Here is a 19,449-nt window from a genome sequence, read left to right as displayed (position 1 = left end):
GAAGACCGGAACGATTTTCGGGGTCATGCGCAAAATCAAATTGCTTCAGCGTCCCTTGCGCGTCCGAGAGACCGCGCGGCGCTTCAGCGGTGGCGCGCCACAATAGATCAGGATTTTGGGAAAATCATTCCTGAACAGCAGGATGGAGCCACATCCTGACTCGATCCACAACGCCAAGCATAAGCTCTGCTATGCTGCGGTATTTTCGCGAAGCAGTCGCTCGGCCGCCGCACGCGCCTCGTCGGTGATGGTCGCCCCGGCCAGCATCCGCGCGATCTCTTCCTGGCGTGCCGCGCGGTCCATCTCGGCGATGCCGGTGGCAACACGATCGGCGCCGCCGGATTTGGAGATCAGGAAATGCGTCGCCGCGCGTGCCGCCACTTGCGGCGCGTGCGTAACCGAAAGCACCTGCACGCGCTTCGACAGCCGCGCCAGCCTTTGGCCGATGGCGTCCGCCACCGCGCCGCCAACGCCGGTGTCGATTTCATCGAAGACCAAGGTCGGCGCCGAGCCGCGGTCGGCCAGCGCCACCTTCAGCGCCAGCAGGAACCGCGAAAGCTCGCCACCGGAGGCGACCTTCATCATCGGGCCCGGTCTTGTGCCGGGATTGGTGCGCACCCAGAACTCGACCTGGTCGATGCCGTCTTCCATGCGGCTCTCGGCCTCACTTGCCATCTCGACGATGAACGCGGCCCGTTCGAGCTTTAGCGCCGGCAGTTCGGCCATCACCGCCCTGGTCAATCCGACCGCCGCCGCATGGCGAAGCGACGAAAGCTGTGCCGCGGAAATGTCGTAGGTCTCACGCGCGGCGGCGGCTTGCTTCTCCAGCCCGTGCAGGCGCTCCTCGCCGGCGTCGAGATCGGCGAGATCGGCGGCCATCGTGTCGCGCAATTGCGCCAGATCGTCGACCGCCACACTGTGCTTGCGTGAGGCGGCGCGCAGCGAAAACAGCCGCTCCTCGGCTTGTTCCAGCCGCCGCGGATCGTATTCGGTGGCGCGAAGTGCCGCTTCCACGCCCGATTGCGCCGCGTCGAGCGACAGCATCGCCTCATCGAGCGATTTGACCAGCTCGTCGAGCAGGCCGGGCGCATCGGCCACCTTGCGCTGCAGTCGCCGCAACAGGCTGGCGAGTTGCGGCAGGGGCGAGGACGGTCCCGAGAGCACATCTTGCGCGTCATGGATTTCCGAGGCGATCTTTTCCGCCCGCATCATAGAGGCGCGCAATTCGGCAAGGTCGGCTTCCTCGCCCGGCTGGGGGTCGAGCTTCGTCAATTCGGCGACCGCGGCGCGCAGATAGTCGGCCTCGCGGGCGGCCGCCTCCACCTTGGCGCGGTGCCGCAAAAATTCCTGCTCGCAGGCCCGCCAGTACCGCCATGCCTCGCCAGTCGCCCGCACAGCGCCGAGATGACCGCCAAAACTGTCCAGCAATTCGCGATGGGCGCCGGGATCGACCAGGGCACGCTCGTCATGCTGGCCGTGGATCTCGACAAGCGCGTGACCGACGTCGCGCATCAGCGTCACGCTGGAAGGCTGGTCGTTGACGAAGACGCGGGTGCGGCCGTCCGCCGTCTGCACGCGCCGCAGGATGATGTCGCCATCGTCCTCGATGGCGTTGTCGGCAAGCAGTATGCGGGCAGGATGGTTGCGCGGCACGTCGAACACCGCGATGACCTGGCCCTGTGCCGCGCCATGCCGCACCAGCGAGGCGTCACCGCGCGCGCCAAGCGCCAGCGACAGCGCGTCGAGCAGGATGGATTTTCCAGCGCCGGTTTCGCCGGTCAGCACTGAAAGACCGGACGAGAAATCGATGTCCAGCTTCTCGATCAGAACGATATCGCGGATCGACAGCCTGGAAAGCATGGTGGCGCGCCGCTCAGGCGCCGGTGATCAGCTTCCCGGCCTTGGCGATCCACGAGCCGGCATTCTCGCGCGGCTCGAGCCCACCAGTCTGCAGGAGCTTGTAGGAATCCTTGTACCACACGCTGTCGGGATAGTTGGTGCCGAGCACAGCCGCGGCAGTCTGCGCTTCCGATGTCAGCCCCATCGCATAATAGGTTTCGGTAAGGCGCGCGAGCGCTTCCTCGACATGACGCGTGTTGGAATAGGTCTCCACCACGAGGCGGAACCGCTTGACGGCGGCGATATATTCACGGCGCTCGAGATAGTAGCGCCCGATCTGCATCTCCTTGCCGGCGAGCTGGTCGTTGGCGAAGCGGATCTTTTCCTTGGCGTCGTCGACATATTCTGAATCGGGCCAGCGCGTCACCAGATCCTGCATCGTCTGCACGGTCTGACGCGCTTCCTTCTGGTCCTGGGTGACATCCCTGATTTGCCGGTAATAGCTGAGCCCGATGATGTACTGGGCATAGGCCGCGTCGTCGGTCGACGGATAGAGCGTGAGATAGCGCTTGGCCGAACCGATCGCCTCGGTATAGTTGCCCTGGCGATAGTCGGCAAAGGCGCCCATCACCATCGATTTGCGGGCGTATTCCGAATAGGGATGCTGGCGGTCGACCGCACTGAATTTGCGGCTCGCCTCCTGCAGCCGCCCGGCATTCAGATTGGCGAGACCCTGATTGTAGAGAACGTCGGCCGGCTCGGTCTGCTCGACATAGGTCGACAGGTCGACATCCTTCTCGGACGACATGCAGGCCGACAGGAACAGCGATGGAACAACCACCGAAAGCGCCAGGAAAACAGCCCGATGCGGCGCTTTCGATTGACCAATTCGCTTGAAGAACATGATTGGATTCCGCCCTTTCGGCGTCATTTCAGTCGTCATTTCGCTCTGGGGCAGCAGGCATAACCATAATCGCCGTGCCCGGCAACGCTATCTCCGGCCAATCGCACATTTTTGTGGCAGCCTGGCGCAGCCTGCACACTTGCGTGATTTCGCCGGCCAATGATGCATTCATGCAACACCGGCCGGCAGCCATAAAACCCGAAAACGTTAAGATTCAGATCATCCAGGGCGCGTAGACAGGCGCATAGACGGCGCTCATCTCGGCGGTACGACCGCGCTCGCGGCGTGTCGTCTCGACGATCTCGAACGCCGAACGGTCCGACAAAAGGCGGCGCAGCGCTGCCGCATTCAGCCTGTGGCCGCCGCGATAGGAACGGAAGCAGCCAATGAACCGGGCGCCGGCCAGCGCCAGATCGCCCATGGCGTCCATCGTCTTGTGGCGCACGAACTCGTTGGGATAGCGCAAGCCTCCCATATTGATCACGCGGTTGTCGTCGCCGATCACCAGGGAGTTTTCCAGCGAGGAGCCAAGCGCATAGCCGGCTGCCCACAGCCGCTCGACGTCCTTCATGAAACCAAAGGTACGGGCCCGCGCGATATCGCGGCGAAAAATGTCGGCGTTCATGTCGGATGCGAACAGCTGACGGCCTATCGCTGGACTTTCGAAATCGATCTCGATCTCGAAGCGCGTGCCGTCATAGGGCCTGAACTCCGCCCAGGAGGCACCGTTCTCGATGCGAACCGGCTTGACCACACGGATATAGCGGCGCTTGACCGGCAGCGTATCGATGCCCGCCTGGTCGATCGCCTCGACGAACGCCATGGCGCTGCCGTCAAGGATCGGAACCTCATGGCCGTCGATCTCGATGACGACATTGTCGATGCCGAGCCCGAAAAGCGTGGCCATCAGATGTTCAACGGTGGCGATATGCTCGCCTGCCGGATCGCCGAGCATGGTGCAGAGATCGGTGGCGCCGACCTCGGAAACGAGCGCACGGAACTCCCGGTCTTCGCTTCCATTCGAAAGCTGGAACACGACACCCGTATCAGCGTCTGCCGGCAGGAAATGAACGGTAACGGGATTGCCGCTGTGAACGCCGGTGCCGGTCAGCGTTGCACGCGATCTAAGTGTCGTCTGATAGTCGTGCAAAACAAACCCCATAGCCCATACTGCCTACGTCCGCTTCATTAGCCCAAGGGCGCGGCTCTTTGATCGGCAGGCAGGGCCACTTCCCCGAATCCCAGCAAACCGAAATTGATCGGGGCGAAGATAGTGGTCCAGCAGGAAGTCTCCAAATCACGGTTTCTTACTCTCTGTAACCGCAATCCGCAGCGGATACGGTCTCGTAACTCCCTGTTTTACAAGCACTTTTAATATTAACAGGCAAACAATTTCTTATCTGCCTGTTAACAACTGTTACGGACCGTTAACAGGTCAGTTGGCCTGGCGGCGCAGGAATGCCGGAATCTCCAGCTGATCGTCTTCCTGGACAGCCCTGCTCTGCGGCGTCAGCCGGCCCTGGTCGTCCAACTGGCCGCGGCGTGGCGCGTAAAGCTGCGGATCCTGGCTGGCAAGGCGGCGCACTTCGGGTGCCGCCTGGCGCAGTTTCGGCTCACGCGGCTGCGCCGGCTGCAGCCGTGCAGGTTCTTCTTCGCGGCGGGTAAGGCCGTTGGTCAGGCGCTTGAGCAGTCCCATCGGGCCGCTGTTCTCATGGTCGGCCGGGCGGCCCTTGGCTTCCACTTCGGCTTTCACCACCGGCGGAAAGTCCTCGACGCGCGGCATGCGCTGGGGCGCTGCGGCTACCGGCTGAAGCACCTCGCGCTGTGGCGCAGGCTGCATCACCTGCTGAACCATCGGCTGCGGCTGGGCCGGCGGCGCCTGGAAGATCTTGCTCTGCGGACGGAAATCTTCCGCCTGGGCAGCCGGCGCGGGACGCGCCATCGCCGCGGCATTCGCCTCGGCAAGCTGGATCGCCTCGGCTACAGGATCGGCGGCGCGTGGCTCGTAGCCGCCGTGCTGGACAGGCGCCGGACGGCTTTCCGTGACCGGAGCGGCCGGGCGATTGGCCGGCTTTGGCGGGGCCGTGCGGATGGCGATCGGCGCGGCGGCGATTTCAGCCGCCGATTTGTCGATGCCGGTGGCAACCACCGAGACGCGGATGACGCCTTCGAGATCCTCGTCGAACGTCGCACCCAGAATGATGTTGGCTTCCTGGTCGACCTCCTCGCGAATGCGGGTCGCGGCCTCGTCGACTTCGAACAGGGTCAGGTCGCGGCCGCCGGTGATCGAGATCAACAGGCCCTTGGCGCCCTTCATCGAGGTCTCGTCGAGCAGCGGGTTGGCGATCGCGGCTTCGGCGGCGGCCATGGCGCGGCCCTCGCCGGAGGCCTCGCCGGTCCCCATCATCGCCTTGCCCATCTCGCGCATGACCGAGCGGACGTCGGCGAAGTCGAGGTTGATCAACCCTTCCTTGACCATCAGGTCGGTGATGCAGGCAACGCCGGAATAGAGCACCTGGTCGGCCATGGCGAAAGCGTCGGCGAAGGTCGTCTTGTCATTGGCCAGCCGGAACAGGTTCTGGTTGGGGATGACGATGAGGGTGTCGACGCATTTCTGCAATTCCTCGATGCCCAGATCCGCCGTCTTCATGCGGCGCTGGCCTTCGAAATGGAACGGCTTGGTGACGACGCCGACGGTGAGGATCCCTTTTTCGCGGGCTGCACGTGCAACGACCGGCGCGGCCCCCGTGCCGGTGCCGCCGCCCATGCCGGCAGTGACGAAGCACATATGGGTGTTGGACAGATGATCGACGATCTCGTCGATGCATTCCTCCGCCGCCGCGCGCCCGACCTCCGGCTGCGATCCCGCACCCAGGCCCTCGGTGACATGCGCGCCGAGCTGGATCAGGCGATCCGCCTTGGACATGGTCAGCGCCTGCGCGTCGGTATTGGCGACCACGAACTCGACGCCGCGCAAGCCGGCGGTGATCATGTTGTTGACGGCATTGCCGCCGCCGCCGCCGACACCGAACACGGTGATACGCGGCTTGAGCTCGGTGATATCCGGCTTCTGCAGATTGATGGTCATTGTCTCCGTCCTTTGCCTTTCCCGCCGCTTCGCCGCTGCGGCCGCCTATGGGGCTGTCCCCGTCAATTTAAAAACTGTCTCTCAACCACTGACTCATTCGATGCAGTTTTCCGCCCGTTCCGGTCATCCTGAGACCAGAAATTCCTTTCGCCGGATGGCTCTCGAAATTCGCCATCTGCGGATAGATGAGAAGCCCGACCGGCGTCGAGAAAGCCGGCCCCTTGGCCGCCTCGGGCAAGCCCGCCACACCGAGCGGACGGCCGATGCGCACATTGCGTCCGAGAATGCGGCGCGCTGCCTCGGGCAGGCCGGAAAGCTGGCTGGCGCCGCCGGTCAGCACGACGCGCTTGCCGACGGCGTTGCCGTAGCCGGACCTGTTCAGCCGGTCGCGCAACAGTTCGAGCGTCTCGTCGATGCGTGCGCGGATAATGCGCGTCATCACCGAACGCGGTATCTGCAGCGGCACCTCGCCATCCTCGCCGATCGGCTGTATCGAGACCAGGTCGCGGTCGTCCGCACTGCCGGGCAGCGCCGAGCCATGCATCACTTTCAGCCTCTCGGCGGCGTCGAGCGAGGTCGACAGGCCCTTGGCCATATCCAGCGTGACGTGGTTGCCGCCGATGGCGATGGCGTCGCCATGGACGAACTTGCCTTCCGAAAACACCGAGATCGTCGTAGTGCCGCCACCCATGTCGATGCAGGCTGCGCCCATTTCGAGTTCGTCGTCGACCAATGCGGCAAGCCCGCTGGCATAGGGCGTCGCCACCATGCGCTCGACCGACAGGTGCGAACGGTTGATGCAAAGCTCCAGATTGCGCAAGGGCGCCGCATCACCCGTCAGCACATGCATGTCGACGCCGAGCTGGTCGCCGACCATGCCGCGCGGATCACGCACGCCGCGCTCGGCGTCCAGCGAAAAGGCGACGGGAAGCGAATGGATCACCTCGCGCTCGGCCCGAAGCGCCTGCTTGGCGCCGGCGGCAAGCACGCGCTTGATGTCGGCCTCGTCGGCCTCATGGCCACCGAGATTGATGGTTGCCGAGAAGCTTTCGCTCTTCAGCCGGCCGGCCGTCATGTTGACGATCAGTGAGTCGACGGTCAGGCCAGCCATGCGCTCGGCGGCATCGACGGCCAGACGGATGGCGTGCTCGGCCCTGTCGAGATCGATGACGACACCCGATTTCACGCCTTGCGATTTCTGGTGGCCGATGCCGATCACCTGGATGCGATGCGAACGTCCGCGCAGCAGCATGCCGTCCTCGCGCGGCTTAAGCTTGGCCACGACGCAGCAGACCTTGCTCGAACCGACATCGAGCACTGTCATGATGCCGGACCGGCGCGACGAGGCATCGCTGTTGCCGCCAAGCCAGCTCATATCTTCGTCTCCGCCTTGCGCTTCGGCATTTTCGGCTTTTCATTCAACGCAGCCTCGCGCTGTGTCGCCGCTTCCGGCGTCAACTGGACGACGAGGCGATCGGAAAGGCGCATGTCGACGGCGACTATGTCGCGCGTCAGCAGCCCGTTCTCGCGGTCCATCCTGACCAGATCGGCGATCGCCTGGTCCTCGCCATCCTCGGGCAGCTTGATGGTAATGCCGTTCTCCAGCTTCAGGTCCCAACGCCGTTCGCCGATGCGGATATAGCCTTTGACCCGCGCGGCAAATTCTGGGTATTTTTTGATCCTGGCCAGGAAATCGGGCGCTTTGGCCGGCGCGCCGGTGCCGATGATCAACGGCAGCAGCGACTGCCTGCCGCCGGAGAATGGCGCGATCACGGCGCCGGACCGTTCGATGACGGAAAGCTCGCTGCCCTGCTGCCAGAGCGCAAAGGGCTGACGCTCCTCGATGCGCACCTCCAGCGTGTGCGGATAGACCTTGCGTACCGCCGCAACCTCGACCCACGGCAGCGTGGCTATGCGTTCCCGCGCGGCTTCGGCGTCGAAGCCGATCAGCGACGTCCAGCCATCGAGCTGCATCCTGTCGAGAATGTCGATCTCGGAGGTTGCGCGGTTGCCGACGACCTTGATCTGGTCGACGGCGAAGCCGGTGCGGGCGGTGATGCCCTGGACGATGCCGTCGACATGTCCGCCGAGATAGGCGCCATAGGCACTGCCCGATAGGAGCAGCGCCGCCGACAACATGGCTGCGGAAAAAGGCGGCGCCTCGAAGTCGTCCTCGCCCAGACGCGCCAGCACGCGCGCCGGCCGACGAAGCAGACGCGGCAGCACGAAATGGTCGAACGACAACGAAAAACCGAACAGCGTCGGCCCGGCCGCGCCCTTCCCCTTGCCCTGTCCCCACTTCAACGCAGACACGAAGCGTCCTCCACCATCCAACTCAACAAATCGCCGAACGAGTGTCCCGCCTGCGCGGCGATTTCAGGCACCAAGGATGTCGGCGTCATGCCCGGCTGAGTGTTGATCTCGAGCCAGACAATTTCGCCGTTCTCGGAGTGTCGATCATCATAACGGAAGTCCGACCGGGAAACGCCCCGGCAGCCGATAGCTTGGTGAGCCTTAAGCGTCAGTGTCTGTATTTTTTGGTAAATATTCGGTGAAATTTTTGCAGGGCATTCGTGTTTTGATCCGCCCGCGACGTATTTTGAATCATAGTCGTAGAAGGAATGGCCGGTCGGGATGATCTCGCAGACGCCGAGCGCCACATCGCCCATCACCGCGCAGGTCAACTCCCGCCCGTGCACATAGCGCTCCACCATGACGGTATCGCCATACTTCCAGTCGGACGAACCGATGACCTGCGGCGGATGCGACTGACCTTCGTGCACGATGACGACGCCGAAGCTCGACCCCTCGTTGACCGGCTTGACGACATAGGGCGGCTTCATCGGGTGCTTGTTCTGGATGGCGAAGCGATTGACCACCTTCGATTCGGCAACCGGGATGCCGACAGACTTGGCGATCTTCTTGGCTTGTTCCTTGTTCATGGCAAGCGCCGAGGCGAGCACGCCGGAATGGGTGTAGGGGATAGCAAGATATTCGAGGATGCCCTGTATGGTGCCGTCCTCGCCGAAAGGGCCATGCAGCGCATTGAAGGCAACATCAGGCTTGAGCTCAGCCAGCACCGATCCGACATCGCGCGAGACGTCGACGCGAGTGACCTGGTAGCCTTCCTTCTCGAGCGCATCAGCACAGGCTTTCCCCGAGGACAAAGACACGGGCCGCTCGGACGAGAATCCACCCAGAAGGACGGCCACGTGCTTGCTTTTCATTTCCCGTCATTCCCTCTCACGGCGGGCCCTTTCACGGCGGGTCTGCATCTTACATGCTCCGGAAAGGGCCACACACTCAAACGCTCGGAGCAGTCCCTGCTCCCATGGTTCCGCAACATCGAGTCCCCGAGCCTCCCGGCAGGTTGCCCCTGACGGAAAAACGCTGGCAACGCGTCGAAACGACTCAAATCAGGAAACGCTTCAGGGCAGAGAATCAGAGAGTTGATTCACTGGCAAGTCCTTACGATTCCGAGAGATTCACTTTCGGCAAAAACGGCAGCGAAAACTGTGTTGTGAGTCTTTAGAGCAACTGTCCGAGGAATTCCTGGACCTCGTGCCCCGGCCGGAAATTGCCGATGCGTTTGATTTCCCAATGCAGCCGGATGCCCGACTTTTCGAGCACACGCGCGCGCACCGTCTCGCCGAGATATTCGAGGTCGTAGCCGGTCGCGGTTCCCGTGTTGATCATGAAGTTGCAATGCATCGGCGACATCTGCGCGCCGCCGATCATCAGCCCCCGACAACCAGCTCTGTCGATCTCCTTCCAGGCCGAGGTGCCCTCCGGATTCTTGAAGGTCGAGCCGCCGGTCTTTTCGCGGATCGGCTGCACAGTCTCGCGATGATGCTGGACGGCGTCCATCGCCGCCTGGATCGCGGCCTTGTCTGCCAAAACCCCTTCGAACACAGCCGATGTGAAGATCAGCCCGGCAGGTGCTGCCGAATGGCGATAGGCGTAGCCCATATCGGCGTTGCTCAGCGTATGCACATTGCCCTTGCGGTCGAGCGCCCGCACCTCGACGACGCGCTCGCGCGTCTCGACGCCAGTGGCGCCGGCGTTCATCCTCAGCGCACCACCGATGGCACCCGGAATGCCGTGGTAAAATTCGAAGCCGCCTATACCAGCCTGATAGGCGACAGCGGCAAGGCGCTTGTCGGGCGTGGCGGCGCCCGCCTTGATTGTGGTCGGCGCAATCACTTCGGCCTCGCCAAAGCCCTTGGCCGAAAGCCGGATGACGAAACCCGCAATACCGCCGTCGCGGACAAGCAGATTCGATCCGATGCCGACGATGGTCAGCGGTATCTCTTCGGGCACTGCTCTCAGGAACGCGGCGAGATCGTCCTCGTCGGCCGGCTGGAACAGCGCGTCGGCCAGTCCGCCGGCGCGAAACCAGGTGATCTTGTCCATCTCGGCATTGGGGGTGATGCGGCCGCGCAGGCCGGCAAGCCGGCCGCCAAGCTTGTCGATCAATGCCTGGCCGCGCATCATGAGGCAGTACCGCCGAGTTCCTTGGGCAGCGCGTAGGCCCATTGCGTGATGTTGCCGGCACCAAGGAAGACGATGAAATCGCCTGGTTTCGCCAGATCGCGGATAACCGGCGCAATCGCCGCGGGGCCTTCGATGTAGCGCGCGTCGCGATGGCCGCCGGAGCGGATGCGCGACACCAATGCTTCGGACGTCACCCCGTCGATCGGCTCTTCGCCTGCCGCATAGACCGGCGCCACCATCACCGTGTCGGCATCGTTGAAGCAGACGGAAAACTCGTCGAACAGGTCGTGCAGCCGGGTGAAGCGGTGTGGCTGGGCAATGGCGATGACGCGACCCTTGGTGGCATCGCGCGCCGCCCTCAGAACCGCCGTGATCTCGACCGGATGGTGGCCGTAATCGTCGAACACATCGACTTCGTTCCACGAACCGGTACGGGTGAAGCGCCGCTTGACGCCGGCGAAGGACGACAGGCCCTTCCTGATCGCCTCGGCCGAAAGGCCGAGCTCGTGCGCCACGGCGATCGCCGCGGTCGCATTGGCGACGTTGTGACGGCCGGGCATCGGCAGGCGCAGGCCTGATATGGTCGACTGGTCGCGGCTCTTGCGGTCGCGGATCACCACGTCGAATTCCGAGATCGGGCCGTTCATGCGGTGATTGGTGAAACGCACGTCGGCCTGCGCGTTCTCGCCATAGGTGATGACGCGCCGGTCCTCGATGCGGCTGACCAGCGCCTGCACCTCCGGATGGTCGGTGCACATGACGCCGAAGCCGTAGAACGGCACGTTCTCGACGAACTGGCGAAAGGCCTCGCGCACCTTGTCGAAGGACCCGTAGTGGTCGAGATGCTCGGGATCGATGTTGGTGACGACGGCAATCTCGGCCGGCAGCTTCAGGAAGGTGCCGTCGCTCTCGTCGGCCTCGACCACCATCCATTCGCCATCGCCCATGCGGGCGTTGGTGCCGTAGGCATTGATGATGCCGCCATTGATCACGGTCGGATCGAGCCCGCCGGCTTCGAGCAGCGTCGCCACCATCGAGGTCGTCGTCGTCTTGCCATGCGTGCCGCCGATGGCCACCGCCTGCCGGAAGCGCATCAGTTCGGCCAGCATCTCGGCGCGACGGACGATGGGAAGCAGTTTCTCGCGCGCCGCCTTCAGCTCCGGGTTGGATTTCTTGATCGCCGTCGAGACGACCACCACTTCGGCATCGCCGATGTTGTCGGCATGATGACCGACAAAGCACTCGATGCCCTTGTCGCGCAGCCGCTGCACATTGGCGCTGTCGGCCTGGTCGGATCCTTGCACCTTGTAGCCGAGATTGTGCAGCACCTCGGCGATGCCGCTCATGCCGATACCGCCGATGCCGATGAAATGCACGAGGCCGATCGTCTGCGGCATCTTCATGCGTGCGTCTCCTTCCTGAAGTCCGATACGTTTTTCTTCGACGCAATAGCCTCTGTCAGATCGGCGAGCAACCGTGCCGCGTCCGGTTTTCCGGCCGATTTCGCCGCCGCTGCCATTGTGGTCAGCCGGTCCGTATCGTCCATCAGCGCCCCGACGAGCGCAGCGATGCGCTCGGGCGAGAGCGAGGATTGCGGATGCACTTCGGCGCCGCCTGCCGCTGCCAATGCCGCGGCATTGGCTGCCTGGTCGTGGTCGAGCGCGTGCGGATAGGGCACCAGCAGCGCTGGTCGGCCGATCACCGCGATTTCCGATACGGTCGATGCGCCGGATCGTGACATCACCAGGTGCGCCGCAGCCATGCGCGCCGCCATGTCGGTGAAGAAGGGCGACACCTCAGCCTCGACGCCAAGGGCGGCATAAGCCGCCTTCACCCGCTCGACATCGTCGGCACGGGCCTGCTGCGTGATATCAAGCCGCTTGCGTTGTGCGTCGGAAAGCTGTGCTACTGCCGCCGGCATTGCGTCGGAAAAGAACTGTGCGCCCTGGCTGCCGCCGAACACCAGAAAGCGGAACGGTTGATTCCCGGTCGACATCGCATAAGGCGTCTTTGCCGCCTCCAGCACTTGCGGCCTGACCGGATTGCCTGTCGTCACCGTCTTGGCGCCTGCAGCGCTTGAATCTTCCGGCAAGAACCCGCCGGCGATGGCATCGACGCGGCCGGCGAGCGCCCGGTTGGCGCGCCCCATCACCGCGTTCTGCTCGTGGATCAGCGTCGGCACCTTGCGCCGCGTCGCCGCATAGAGCGGCGGCAGCGTCGGATAGCCGCCGAAACCGACCACGACAGCTGGCTTGATCCGGCCGATCACGGCGGACGCCTGCCGCACGCCACCCCAGATTTTCCAGAAGGCGGCGAGCACGGCAAAAGGATTTTTCGAACTCATCGTCGCCGACTGGATCGGATGGATGCCTGCGGCCGGAAACTGGCCGGCAAAACGCTCGGCACGATCATCGGTGGCGAGATGCACCGCCCAGCCGCGCCTGATCAGCTCGTGCGCCAGCGCCTCGGCCGGGAAGAGGTGCCCGCCCGTGCCGCCGGCGGCCAGAAGGATCGCACCTTTCGACATTTCATTCCGCCGGCATGGCGCGCTGCGACGGTGCGAAGCCTAATTGCTTGCGCTTTTCCGGCCGCTTGCGCGTCAGCGCCAGCACCATGCCCATCGAGATGGCGATGGCGATCTGCGAGGAGCCGCCATAGGAGATGAACGGCAAGGTCATGCCCTTGGCAGGCATCAGCTGCAGATTGACTGCCATGTTGATGACCGACTGCAGACCGAAAACCGTGACCAGGCCGCCAACCGCATAGCGTGTGAAATCGTCCTGCTCCTTGAGCGCGGTGCTAAGGCCGCGCAGCACGATGAAGGCGAAGATGGTCATGATGAAGAAGCACATGATCAGTCCGAACTCCTCGCCGGCCACCGAGTAGACGAAATCGGCATGGCTGTCGGGTATGACCCGCTTGACGGTGCCCTCGCCCGGCCCGACGCCGAACCAGCCGCCGTTGATCAGCGCATCGCGGCCCATGTCGACCTGGAACGTGTCGCCCTCGCCGGTCATGAAGCGATCGATGCGGCCGGCGACATGCGGGAACACCGTGTAGGCGGCGAACACGCCGCCGATGCCGGCAGCGCCCAGCGCGATGATCCACAGCCATGGCAGTCCGGCCATGAAGAACATCACCCCCCAGGTGCCGAGCACCAGCATGGTCTGGCCGAAATCAGGCTGCGCCACCAGCAGCGAGATGACGAGGGCCAGCAGCAGCATGGCGAACAGATTGCCCGGGATGTCGGGCTGGCGCTTGTGTTCGGCAAACAGCCAGGCGCAGATGACGACGAAGGCCGGCTTCAGGAATTCCGACGGCTGGATCGACACGCCGGCGAGCGACACCCAGCGCCGCGCGCCCTTCACCTCGACGCCGATATAAAGCACCGCCACCATCAGCACCAGCATGATGCACAGCATCGCCAGGGCCATGCGTCTGATCTGCCGCGATTCCAGGAAGGAGACCGCCAGCATCACGCCAAGTGCGGGAATGGTGAAGATGATCTGCCGTGTGGCGAAGTGGAAACTGTCCAGGCCGATGCGCTGGGCCACCGCCGGGCTTGCCGCGAAGGACAGCACGATTCCGAGCCCCATCAGCGACAGGAACGCAGCCAGGAACCAGCGATCGATCGTCCACCACCAGGTGGCAACCGGGCTTTTGTCGAGACGACTTTGCATTACCGTGTCCCTCCGATGAGCTTCACGCCATCAATACTACTCGCAGCTTGCCTGAAGGCTTCGCCGCGCACTTCGAAATTCTTGAACTGGTCGAAACTGGCGCAGGCCGGCGAAAGCAGCACCACCACCTCGCCGTTGCCATCATCCCTGGCCGCGTCGCTTGCGGCGTGCTCGACTGCTGCCGCCAGCGTGCCGGAGATCTCGTAAGGCACCGCCTCGCCGAGCGTCGCCGAGAAGGCTGGTGCGGCCTCACCGATCAGATAGGCTTTGGCGACGCGCGGAAAGAGGCCGCGCAACGGCTCGATGCCACCCTCTTTCGGGAGCCCGCCGGCGATCCAGTAGATGCGCGGAAAGCTGGACAGTGCGGGCGCTGCCGCATCGGCATTGGTCGCCTTGGAATCGTTGATGAACAGCACATGGCCCTTGCGGCCGACCTGCTCCATACGGTGCGCCAGCCCGGGAAAGCTCTCCAGGCCCGACTGGATCTCGCCCAGCTCGAGCCCGACCTTGAGGCAGGCGGCGATAGCGGCCAACGCATTCTGCGCATTGTGCTGGCCGCGCAGCGAGCCGATGCCTTCGAGAAAGGCGATCCGGCTATAACGGCCATGCACCGCCTCCATCAGATCGGTGCCATCGGCGAAATAGCCGTCGGTCAATGGCAGGCGCTTGGAAATGCGGATGACGTGCTGGCCTGCCCGTTCCAGCCGGTCGGCGAGCTGGGCGCACCAGGAATCGTCGACACCGACGATTGCCGTCTCGCTGCCGGCCGCCAGCCGTTCCTTGATCGCGGCGTAGTGCTGCATCGTGCCATGACGGTCGAGGTGATCGGGCGTCAGGTTGAGCAGGACGCCGGCGGTCGGATTGATCGAGGGCGCCAGGTCTATCTGGTAGGACGAGCATTCCACGACATAGTGCCGCCCGGGTTCCGGCGGATCGAGCGTCATCACCGCGCGGCCGATATTGCCGCCCATCTGCGTGTCGCGTCCGGCCGATTTCAGGATATGCGCCGTTAGCGCCGTCGTCGTCGATTTGCCGTTGGTGCCGGTTATGGCGATGAAGGGTGCTGCCGGCGCCAGCAAGGTCCGTTGCCGGCAGAACAGCTCGATGTCGCCAATGATCTCGACGCCTGAAGCGCGCGCCAGCTCCACTGTCCAGTGCGGCTTCGGATGCGTCAGCGGCACGCCGGGCGACAGCACGAAGGCCGAGAACTTCGCCCAGTCTGCACCGCGCAGATCGCCGGTCGCGATACCGACGGCCGCGGCATTGGCGACACTGCCGGGATTGTCGTCCCAGGCGAGCACGTCCGCCCCGCCCTCGATCAACGCGCGCGCAGTGGCGATCCCCGAGCCGCCGAGCCCGAAGAGCGAGACGCGCTTGCCTGCGAAGGATGCGGCGGGGATCAAGCGACCTCCTATCGGAGCTTGAGGGTCGACAGGCCGACCAGCGCGAGGATGACGGCGATGATCCAGAAGCGGATCACCACCTGGCTTTCGGTCCAGCCCAGCTTTTCGAAATGATGGTGGATCGGCGCCATCAAGAACACTCGCCTGCCGGTCATCTTGAAATAGCCGACCTGGATGATGACCGACAGGATCTCGACGACGAACAGGCCGCCGACGATGACCAGCACGATCTCGTGCTTGGTGGCAACCGCGACCGTGCCGATCAGGCCGCCCAAGGCCAGCGAGCCGGTATCGCCCATGAAGATCGCCGCCGGCGGTGCGTTGAACCACAGGAAGCCGAGGCCGGCGCCGATCACTGCGCCGAGGACCACCGCCAATTCGCCGGTGCCGGGCACGAAATGGATCTGCAGATATTCGGCGAACACCGCATTGCCGGAGAGGTAGGCGATGACGCCGAAGGACGCCGCCGCGATCATGATCGGCACGATCGCCAGCCCGTCGAGGCCATCGGTCAGGTTCACGGCATTGCCGGCGCCGACGATGACGAAGCACGAGAACGGGATGAAGAACCAGCCGAGATTGACGAGGAACTCCTTGGCGAAAGGGAAAGTCAGCGACGACGAGAACGGCGCCTGGCCGTTGTGCATGATCACCCAGGCGGCGATGCCGGCTATCACGAATTCAAGCGCCAGCCGCGCCTTGCCGGAAAAGCCGAGATGCGATTGCTTCGTCACCTTGAGATAGTCGTCGTAGAAGCCGATCGAGCCGAAACCCAGGGTCACCAGCAGTACCACCCAGACATAGATGCTGGACAGGTTCGCCCACAAAAGCGACGAGCCGATGATGCCGCACAGGATCATCAGACCGCCCATGGTCGGCGTGCCGGCCTTCTTGAAATGCGTCTGCGGCCCGTCGGCGCGGATCGGCTGGCCCTTGCCTTGCCGCAGCCTCAGCGAATTGATGATAGCCGGTCCGAAGATGAAAACGATCAGCGCCGCTGTTATCAGCGCGCCGCCGGTACGGAAGGTTATGTAGCGAAAGACGTTGAAGACCGAGATCTTGTCCGCGAATTCGACGAGCAGTGTGAACATGCGATTCGGTCCCCGGACCTGGCTCTAGGTCTGTTTGGCGGTTGTGGCTACCGCCGGAAATTTGCCGAGCAGTGCGTCGACCAACTTGGAAAACCCGATGCCTTTCGACGATTTGATCATCACCACGTCGCCGGGCTTCAGCGCCGACAGAAGCACCAGTTTCAGATCCTCTGCGCCGGCGCGATACTCCGTCTCGATCTCATCAGGCAGGATGTCGGCCAGCGCCCGCATTTCCGGGCCGGCGAGAAAGACCGTGCGCGTTTCTGTGCCGACGATGAGATCGGCAAGGGCCGCATGCAGCTTCGCCGAGTGGTCGCCGAGTTCGAGCATGTCGCCGAGCACCGCGATGCGCCTGCCTTCGCCCGACACCGGCGTCGCGTTGAGCAGCGCCATTGCTGCGCTCATCGACGCCGGATTGGCATTGTAGCTCTCGTCGATCAGCGTGATCGGACCCCTGGGGTGGCGCAGCACATGGCGCTTGCCGCGTCCGCGTTCGGCCGAAAGATCGGCCAGCGCCAGCGCTACCCTGGCGATGTCGGCCCCGACCAGATGCGCGGCGCCCAGCACGGCCAGCACATTCTGCACCATGTGGCGGCCCGGTGCGCCTACCCTGGCGGTGATCTCCTGTCCGCCGATCTTGGCGGTGATGACAGAATGATCGGCATGCAGCGCGCATTTGAGCAGTTTGAAGGTCGCACGGGCATTCTCGCCAAACCCGTAAATGTACTCGACGCCGGCGGCTCTCGCCAACTTGTCCAGAAGCTTCCAGCGCGGATCGTCGCGGTTGAGAAGGGCGGCACCGTCCGGTTCCAGCCCCTCGAAAATCTCGGCCTTGGCCTTGGCGATCTCGTCCAGATTGCGGAAGAAGCCTAGATGTGCCGCGGCGATCAGCGTGACGATGGCGACATGCGGCCGGACCATCTTGACCAGCGGCCGGATCTCGTCTGGATGGTTCATGCCGATCTCGAACACGGCATAGTCGCAATCCACCGACATCCGCGCCAGCGTCAGCGGAACGCCCCAGTGGTTGTTGAAAGACTGCGGCGACGCATGCACTTTGCCGACCGCGGACAGCACATGGCGCAGCGCTTCCTTGGTGGTGGTCTTGCCCGCCGAACCGGTCACCGCGATGACCTTGGCATTCGAGCGCGCGCGTGCGGCCAGCCCCAGCTTTTCCAGTGCGGCCAGCACGTCCTGCACGACGATCATCGGCGCCGTCAGCCGCCCGAGCGACGGCAGCTTGCCCTCGGCGACGACCAGCACGCCGGCGCCGGCCTTGATGGCAGCGGTCGCGAAATCATGGCCGTCCATCGCCTCGCCCTTGATGGCGAAGAAAGCATCGCCCGGCTCAAGGCTGCGGCTGTCGATCGAGATGCCGCTGATCCCTTCCGGCATCGGACCGAGCGGTCGTCCCCCCATGGCGGCGACGAGATCCTCGGAGGTCCACAGGAAGTTCATGCGACGCGCTCCTGGAGCGCGGCGCGGACTTCCTCATGGTCGGAAAAATGCAGCGTCTCGGCGCCGATGGTCTGGCCTTCCTCATGCCCCTTGCCGGCCACGATCAGCGTGTCGCCGGCATGGAGCATGGCGACCGCCTCGTGGATCGCCTTGCGCCGGTCGCCGATCTCGATGGCGCCGGGCGCAGCGGCAAGGATCGCGGAGCGGATCGTTTCGGGCACTTCCGAACGCGGATTGTCGTCGGTGACGATGACGACATCGGCGAGCCGCGTGGCGATCTCGCCCATGATCGGCCGCTTGCCCCGGTCGCGGTCGCCGCCGCAGCCGAACACGACGATGACGCGACCGGTGGTGAACGGCCGCACCGAGGCCAACACGTTTTCCAGCGCGTCCGGCTTGTGCGCGTAATCGACATAGACCGGCGCACCGTTGGCAGTGGTGCCAACAAGGTCCAGCCGGCCCGGTGCGCCCTTCAATTTCTCCAACGCCATCAGGGCTTTGGCGGCAGGTGTTCCAGTGGAGATGGCGAGGCCCGCCGAAACCAGGGCATTGGCGATCTGGAAATCGCCGGCCAGCGGCAGGTCAATCTCGTGGAGAACGCCATCGACTTCCACCTCGGCACGCTGGCGGTGGCGCTCGTGCTCGACCCGCTTCAGTGTCAGGAACTCGCCGTGACGGCCGACCGTCAGCACATCCAGTCCCGCCGCCCTCGCCGCCCGGATCGTCGGCTCCGACCACGGATCGTCGGCAAAGATGACGGCCGGCGCGCCCTTCGGCAGCAGCGTATCGAACAGGCGCAGCTTGGCGCGATGATAGTCCTCGACTGTCGGATGATAGTCCATGTGGTCGCGGCCGAGATTGGTGAAGCCGCCGGCTGCAAGCTTCACGCCGTCGAGCCGGCGCTGGTCGAGGCCGTGGCTGGAGGCCTCCATCGATGCGTGAGTGACGCCGGCATCCGCCAGTTCCCGCAGCAGCCTGTGCAAATCTACCGGGTCGGGGGTGGTCAGCGAGCCATATGCGTTGCGGCCCGGCGCCACCACGCCGGTCGTGCCGATCGAAGCGGCGGCAAAGCCTGACTGCTCCCAGATCTGCCTGGTGAAGGCCGCAACCGATGTCTTGCCGCTGGTCCCGGTCACCGCGACCATGGTTTGCGGCTGGCTGCCGAAGTAGCGGGCGGCACTCAGCGCCAGCGCCAGGCGCGGATCATCGACGGCGAGAACGGGCACCGGCAGCAGTCCGGCGACCGCACTGCCGTTGCCGGCAACGATCGCCACTGCGCCGCGCTTGGCGGCATCGGCGGCATAGGCCACGCCATCGGCCTTGGTACCGATGAGCGCGAAGAAGACCACGCCCGGTCCAACCTGGCGGGAATCCGACGAAATCCCGGTAACCTCCGTATCGAAGGAAGCTGTCCCCTCGACAGGCAGGATACCGGCTAGGTCTTTCAGCTTCATCGAACCCCGTTCATCGCAACAAAATAGCGCGCTGTTGC

The 19,449-nt window shown here is 64.1% G+C and carries 15 protein-coding genes; all 15 read right to left on the bottom strand.

Annotated features, from left to right (window positions below):
* Positions 1–189 precede the first annotated feature (189 nt).
* Positions 190–1,860, bottom strand: coding sequence for a DNA repair protein RecN (gene recN, locus AC0NIE_RS17705; protein WP_473485254.1), 1,671 nt, complete (start codon positions 1,858–1,860; stop codon positions 190–192).
* Positions 1,861–1,873: 13 nt separating this feature from the next.
* Positions 1,874–2,743: an outer membrane protein assembly factor BamD gene (locus AC0NIE_RS17700; RefSeq protein WP_095494750.1), complete on the bottom strand. Its 870-nt coding sequence runs from the start codon at positions 2,741–2,743 to the stop codon at positions 1,874–1,876.
* 214 nt (positions 2,744–2,957) lie between these two features.
* A complete protein-coding gene (lpxC, locus tag AC0NIE_RS17695; protein WP_473485253.1) occupies positions 2,958–3,905 on the bottom strand; it encodes a UDP-3-O-acyl-N-acetylglucosamine deacetylase in 948 nt (315 codons plus the stop codon).
* A 273-nt stretch (positions 3,906–4,178) separates the two neighbouring features.
* Positions 4,179–5,831: a cell division protein FtsZ gene (gene ftsZ, locus AC0NIE_RS17690; protein ID WP_473485252.1), complete on the bottom strand. Its 1,653-nt coding sequence runs from the start codon at positions 5,829–5,831 to the stop codon at positions 4,179–4,181.
* A 67-nt stretch (positions 5,832–5,898) separates the two neighbouring features.
* Positions 5,899–7,206 carry a cell division protein FtsA gene (gene ftsA, locus AC0NIE_RS17685; protein WP_473485251.1) on the bottom strand — a complete coding sequence of 436 codons (1,308 nt, stop codon included), beginning with the start codon at positions 7,204–7,206 and terminating at the stop codon, positions 5,899–5,901.
* Positions 7,203–8,144: a cell division protein FtsQ/DivIB gene (locus AC0NIE_RS17680; RefSeq protein WP_473485250.1), complete on the bottom strand. Its 942-nt coding sequence runs from the start codon at positions 8,142–8,144 to the stop codon at positions 7,203–7,205. The genes ftsA and AC0NIE_RS17680 overlap by 4 nt, the downstream gene beginning before the upstream one ends.
* Positions 8,132–9,058 carry a D-alanine--D-alanine ligase gene (locus AC0NIE_RS17675; RefSeq protein WP_123151951.1) on the bottom strand — a complete coding sequence of 309 codons (927 nt, stop codon included), beginning with the start codon at positions 9,056–9,058 and terminating at the stop codon, positions 8,132–8,134. Before AC0NIE_RS17675 ends, AC0NIE_RS17680 begins: the two co-directional genes overlap by 13 nt.
* A 301-nt stretch (positions 9,059–9,359) precedes the next feature.
* A complete protein-coding gene (murB, locus tag AC0NIE_RS17670; protein ID WP_473485249.1) occupies positions 9,360–10,325 on the bottom strand; it encodes a UDP-N-acetylmuramate dehydrogenase in 966 nt (321 codons plus the stop codon).
* The gene (gene murC / locus AC0NIE_RS17665; protein WP_473485248.1) at positions 10,322–11,728 is read right to left on the bottom strand and encodes a UDP-N-acetylmuramate--L-alanine ligase; all 1,407 of its coding nucleotides are present in this window, start codon (positions 11,726–11,728) and stop codon (positions 10,322–10,324) included. Before murC ends, murB begins: the two co-directional genes overlap by 4 nt.
* Positions 11,725–12,852, bottom strand: coding sequence for an undecaprenyldiphospho-muramoylpentapeptide beta-N-acetylglucosaminyltransferase (murG, locus tag AC0NIE_RS17660; RefSeq protein ID WP_473485247.1), 1,128 nt, complete (start codon positions 12,850–12,852; stop codon positions 11,725–11,727). The genes murC and murG overlap by 4 nt, the downstream gene beginning before the upstream one ends.
* A gap of 1 nt (position 12,853) precedes the next feature.
* On the bottom strand, positions 12,854–14,005 hold the full coding sequence (gene ftsW / locus AC0NIE_RS17655; RefSeq protein WP_095494759.1) for a putative lipid II flippase FtsW: 1,152 nt from the start codon (positions 14,003–14,005) through the stop codon (positions 12,854–12,856).
* Positions 14,005–15,408 carry a UDP-N-acetylmuramoyl-L-alanine--D-glutamate ligase gene (murD, locus tag AC0NIE_RS17650; RefSeq protein WP_192361194.1) on the bottom strand — a complete coding sequence of 468 codons (1,404 nt, stop codon included), beginning with the start codon at positions 15,406–15,408 and terminating at the stop codon, positions 14,005–14,007. The genes ftsW and murD overlap by 1 nt, the downstream gene beginning before the upstream one ends.
* Positions 15,409–15,416: 8 nt before the next feature.
* The gene (gene mraY / locus AC0NIE_RS17645) at positions 15,417–16,499 is read right to left on the bottom strand and encodes a phospho-N-acetylmuramoyl-pentapeptide-transferase (protein WP_473485246.1); all 1,083 of its coding nucleotides are present in this window, start codon (positions 16,497–16,499) and stop codon (positions 15,417–15,419) included.
* A gap of 24 nt (positions 16,500–16,523) precedes the next feature.
* On the bottom strand, positions 16,524–17,957 hold the full coding sequence (locus AC0NIE_RS17640; RefSeq protein ID WP_473485245.1) for a UDP-N-acetylmuramoylalanyl-D-glutamyl-2,6-diaminopimelate--D-alanyl-D-alanine ligase: 1,434 nt from the start codon (positions 17,955–17,957) through the stop codon (positions 16,524–16,526).
* A complete protein-coding gene (locus AC0NIE_RS17635) occupies positions 17,954–19,411 on the bottom strand; it encodes a UDP-N-acetylmuramoyl-L-alanyl-D-glutamate--2,6-diaminopimelate ligase (protein WP_473485244.1) in 1,458 nt (485 codons plus the stop codon). Before AC0NIE_RS17635 ends, AC0NIE_RS17640 begins: the two co-directional genes overlap by 4 nt.
* Positions 19,412–19,449: the final 38 nt, after the last annotated feature.

The organism is Mesorhizobium sp. WSM4842 (genome assembly GCF_055901575.1).
The sequence above is the reverse complement of the archived record's forward strand: the minus strand, read 5'-3'. Positions and strand labels throughout refer to the sequence as shown.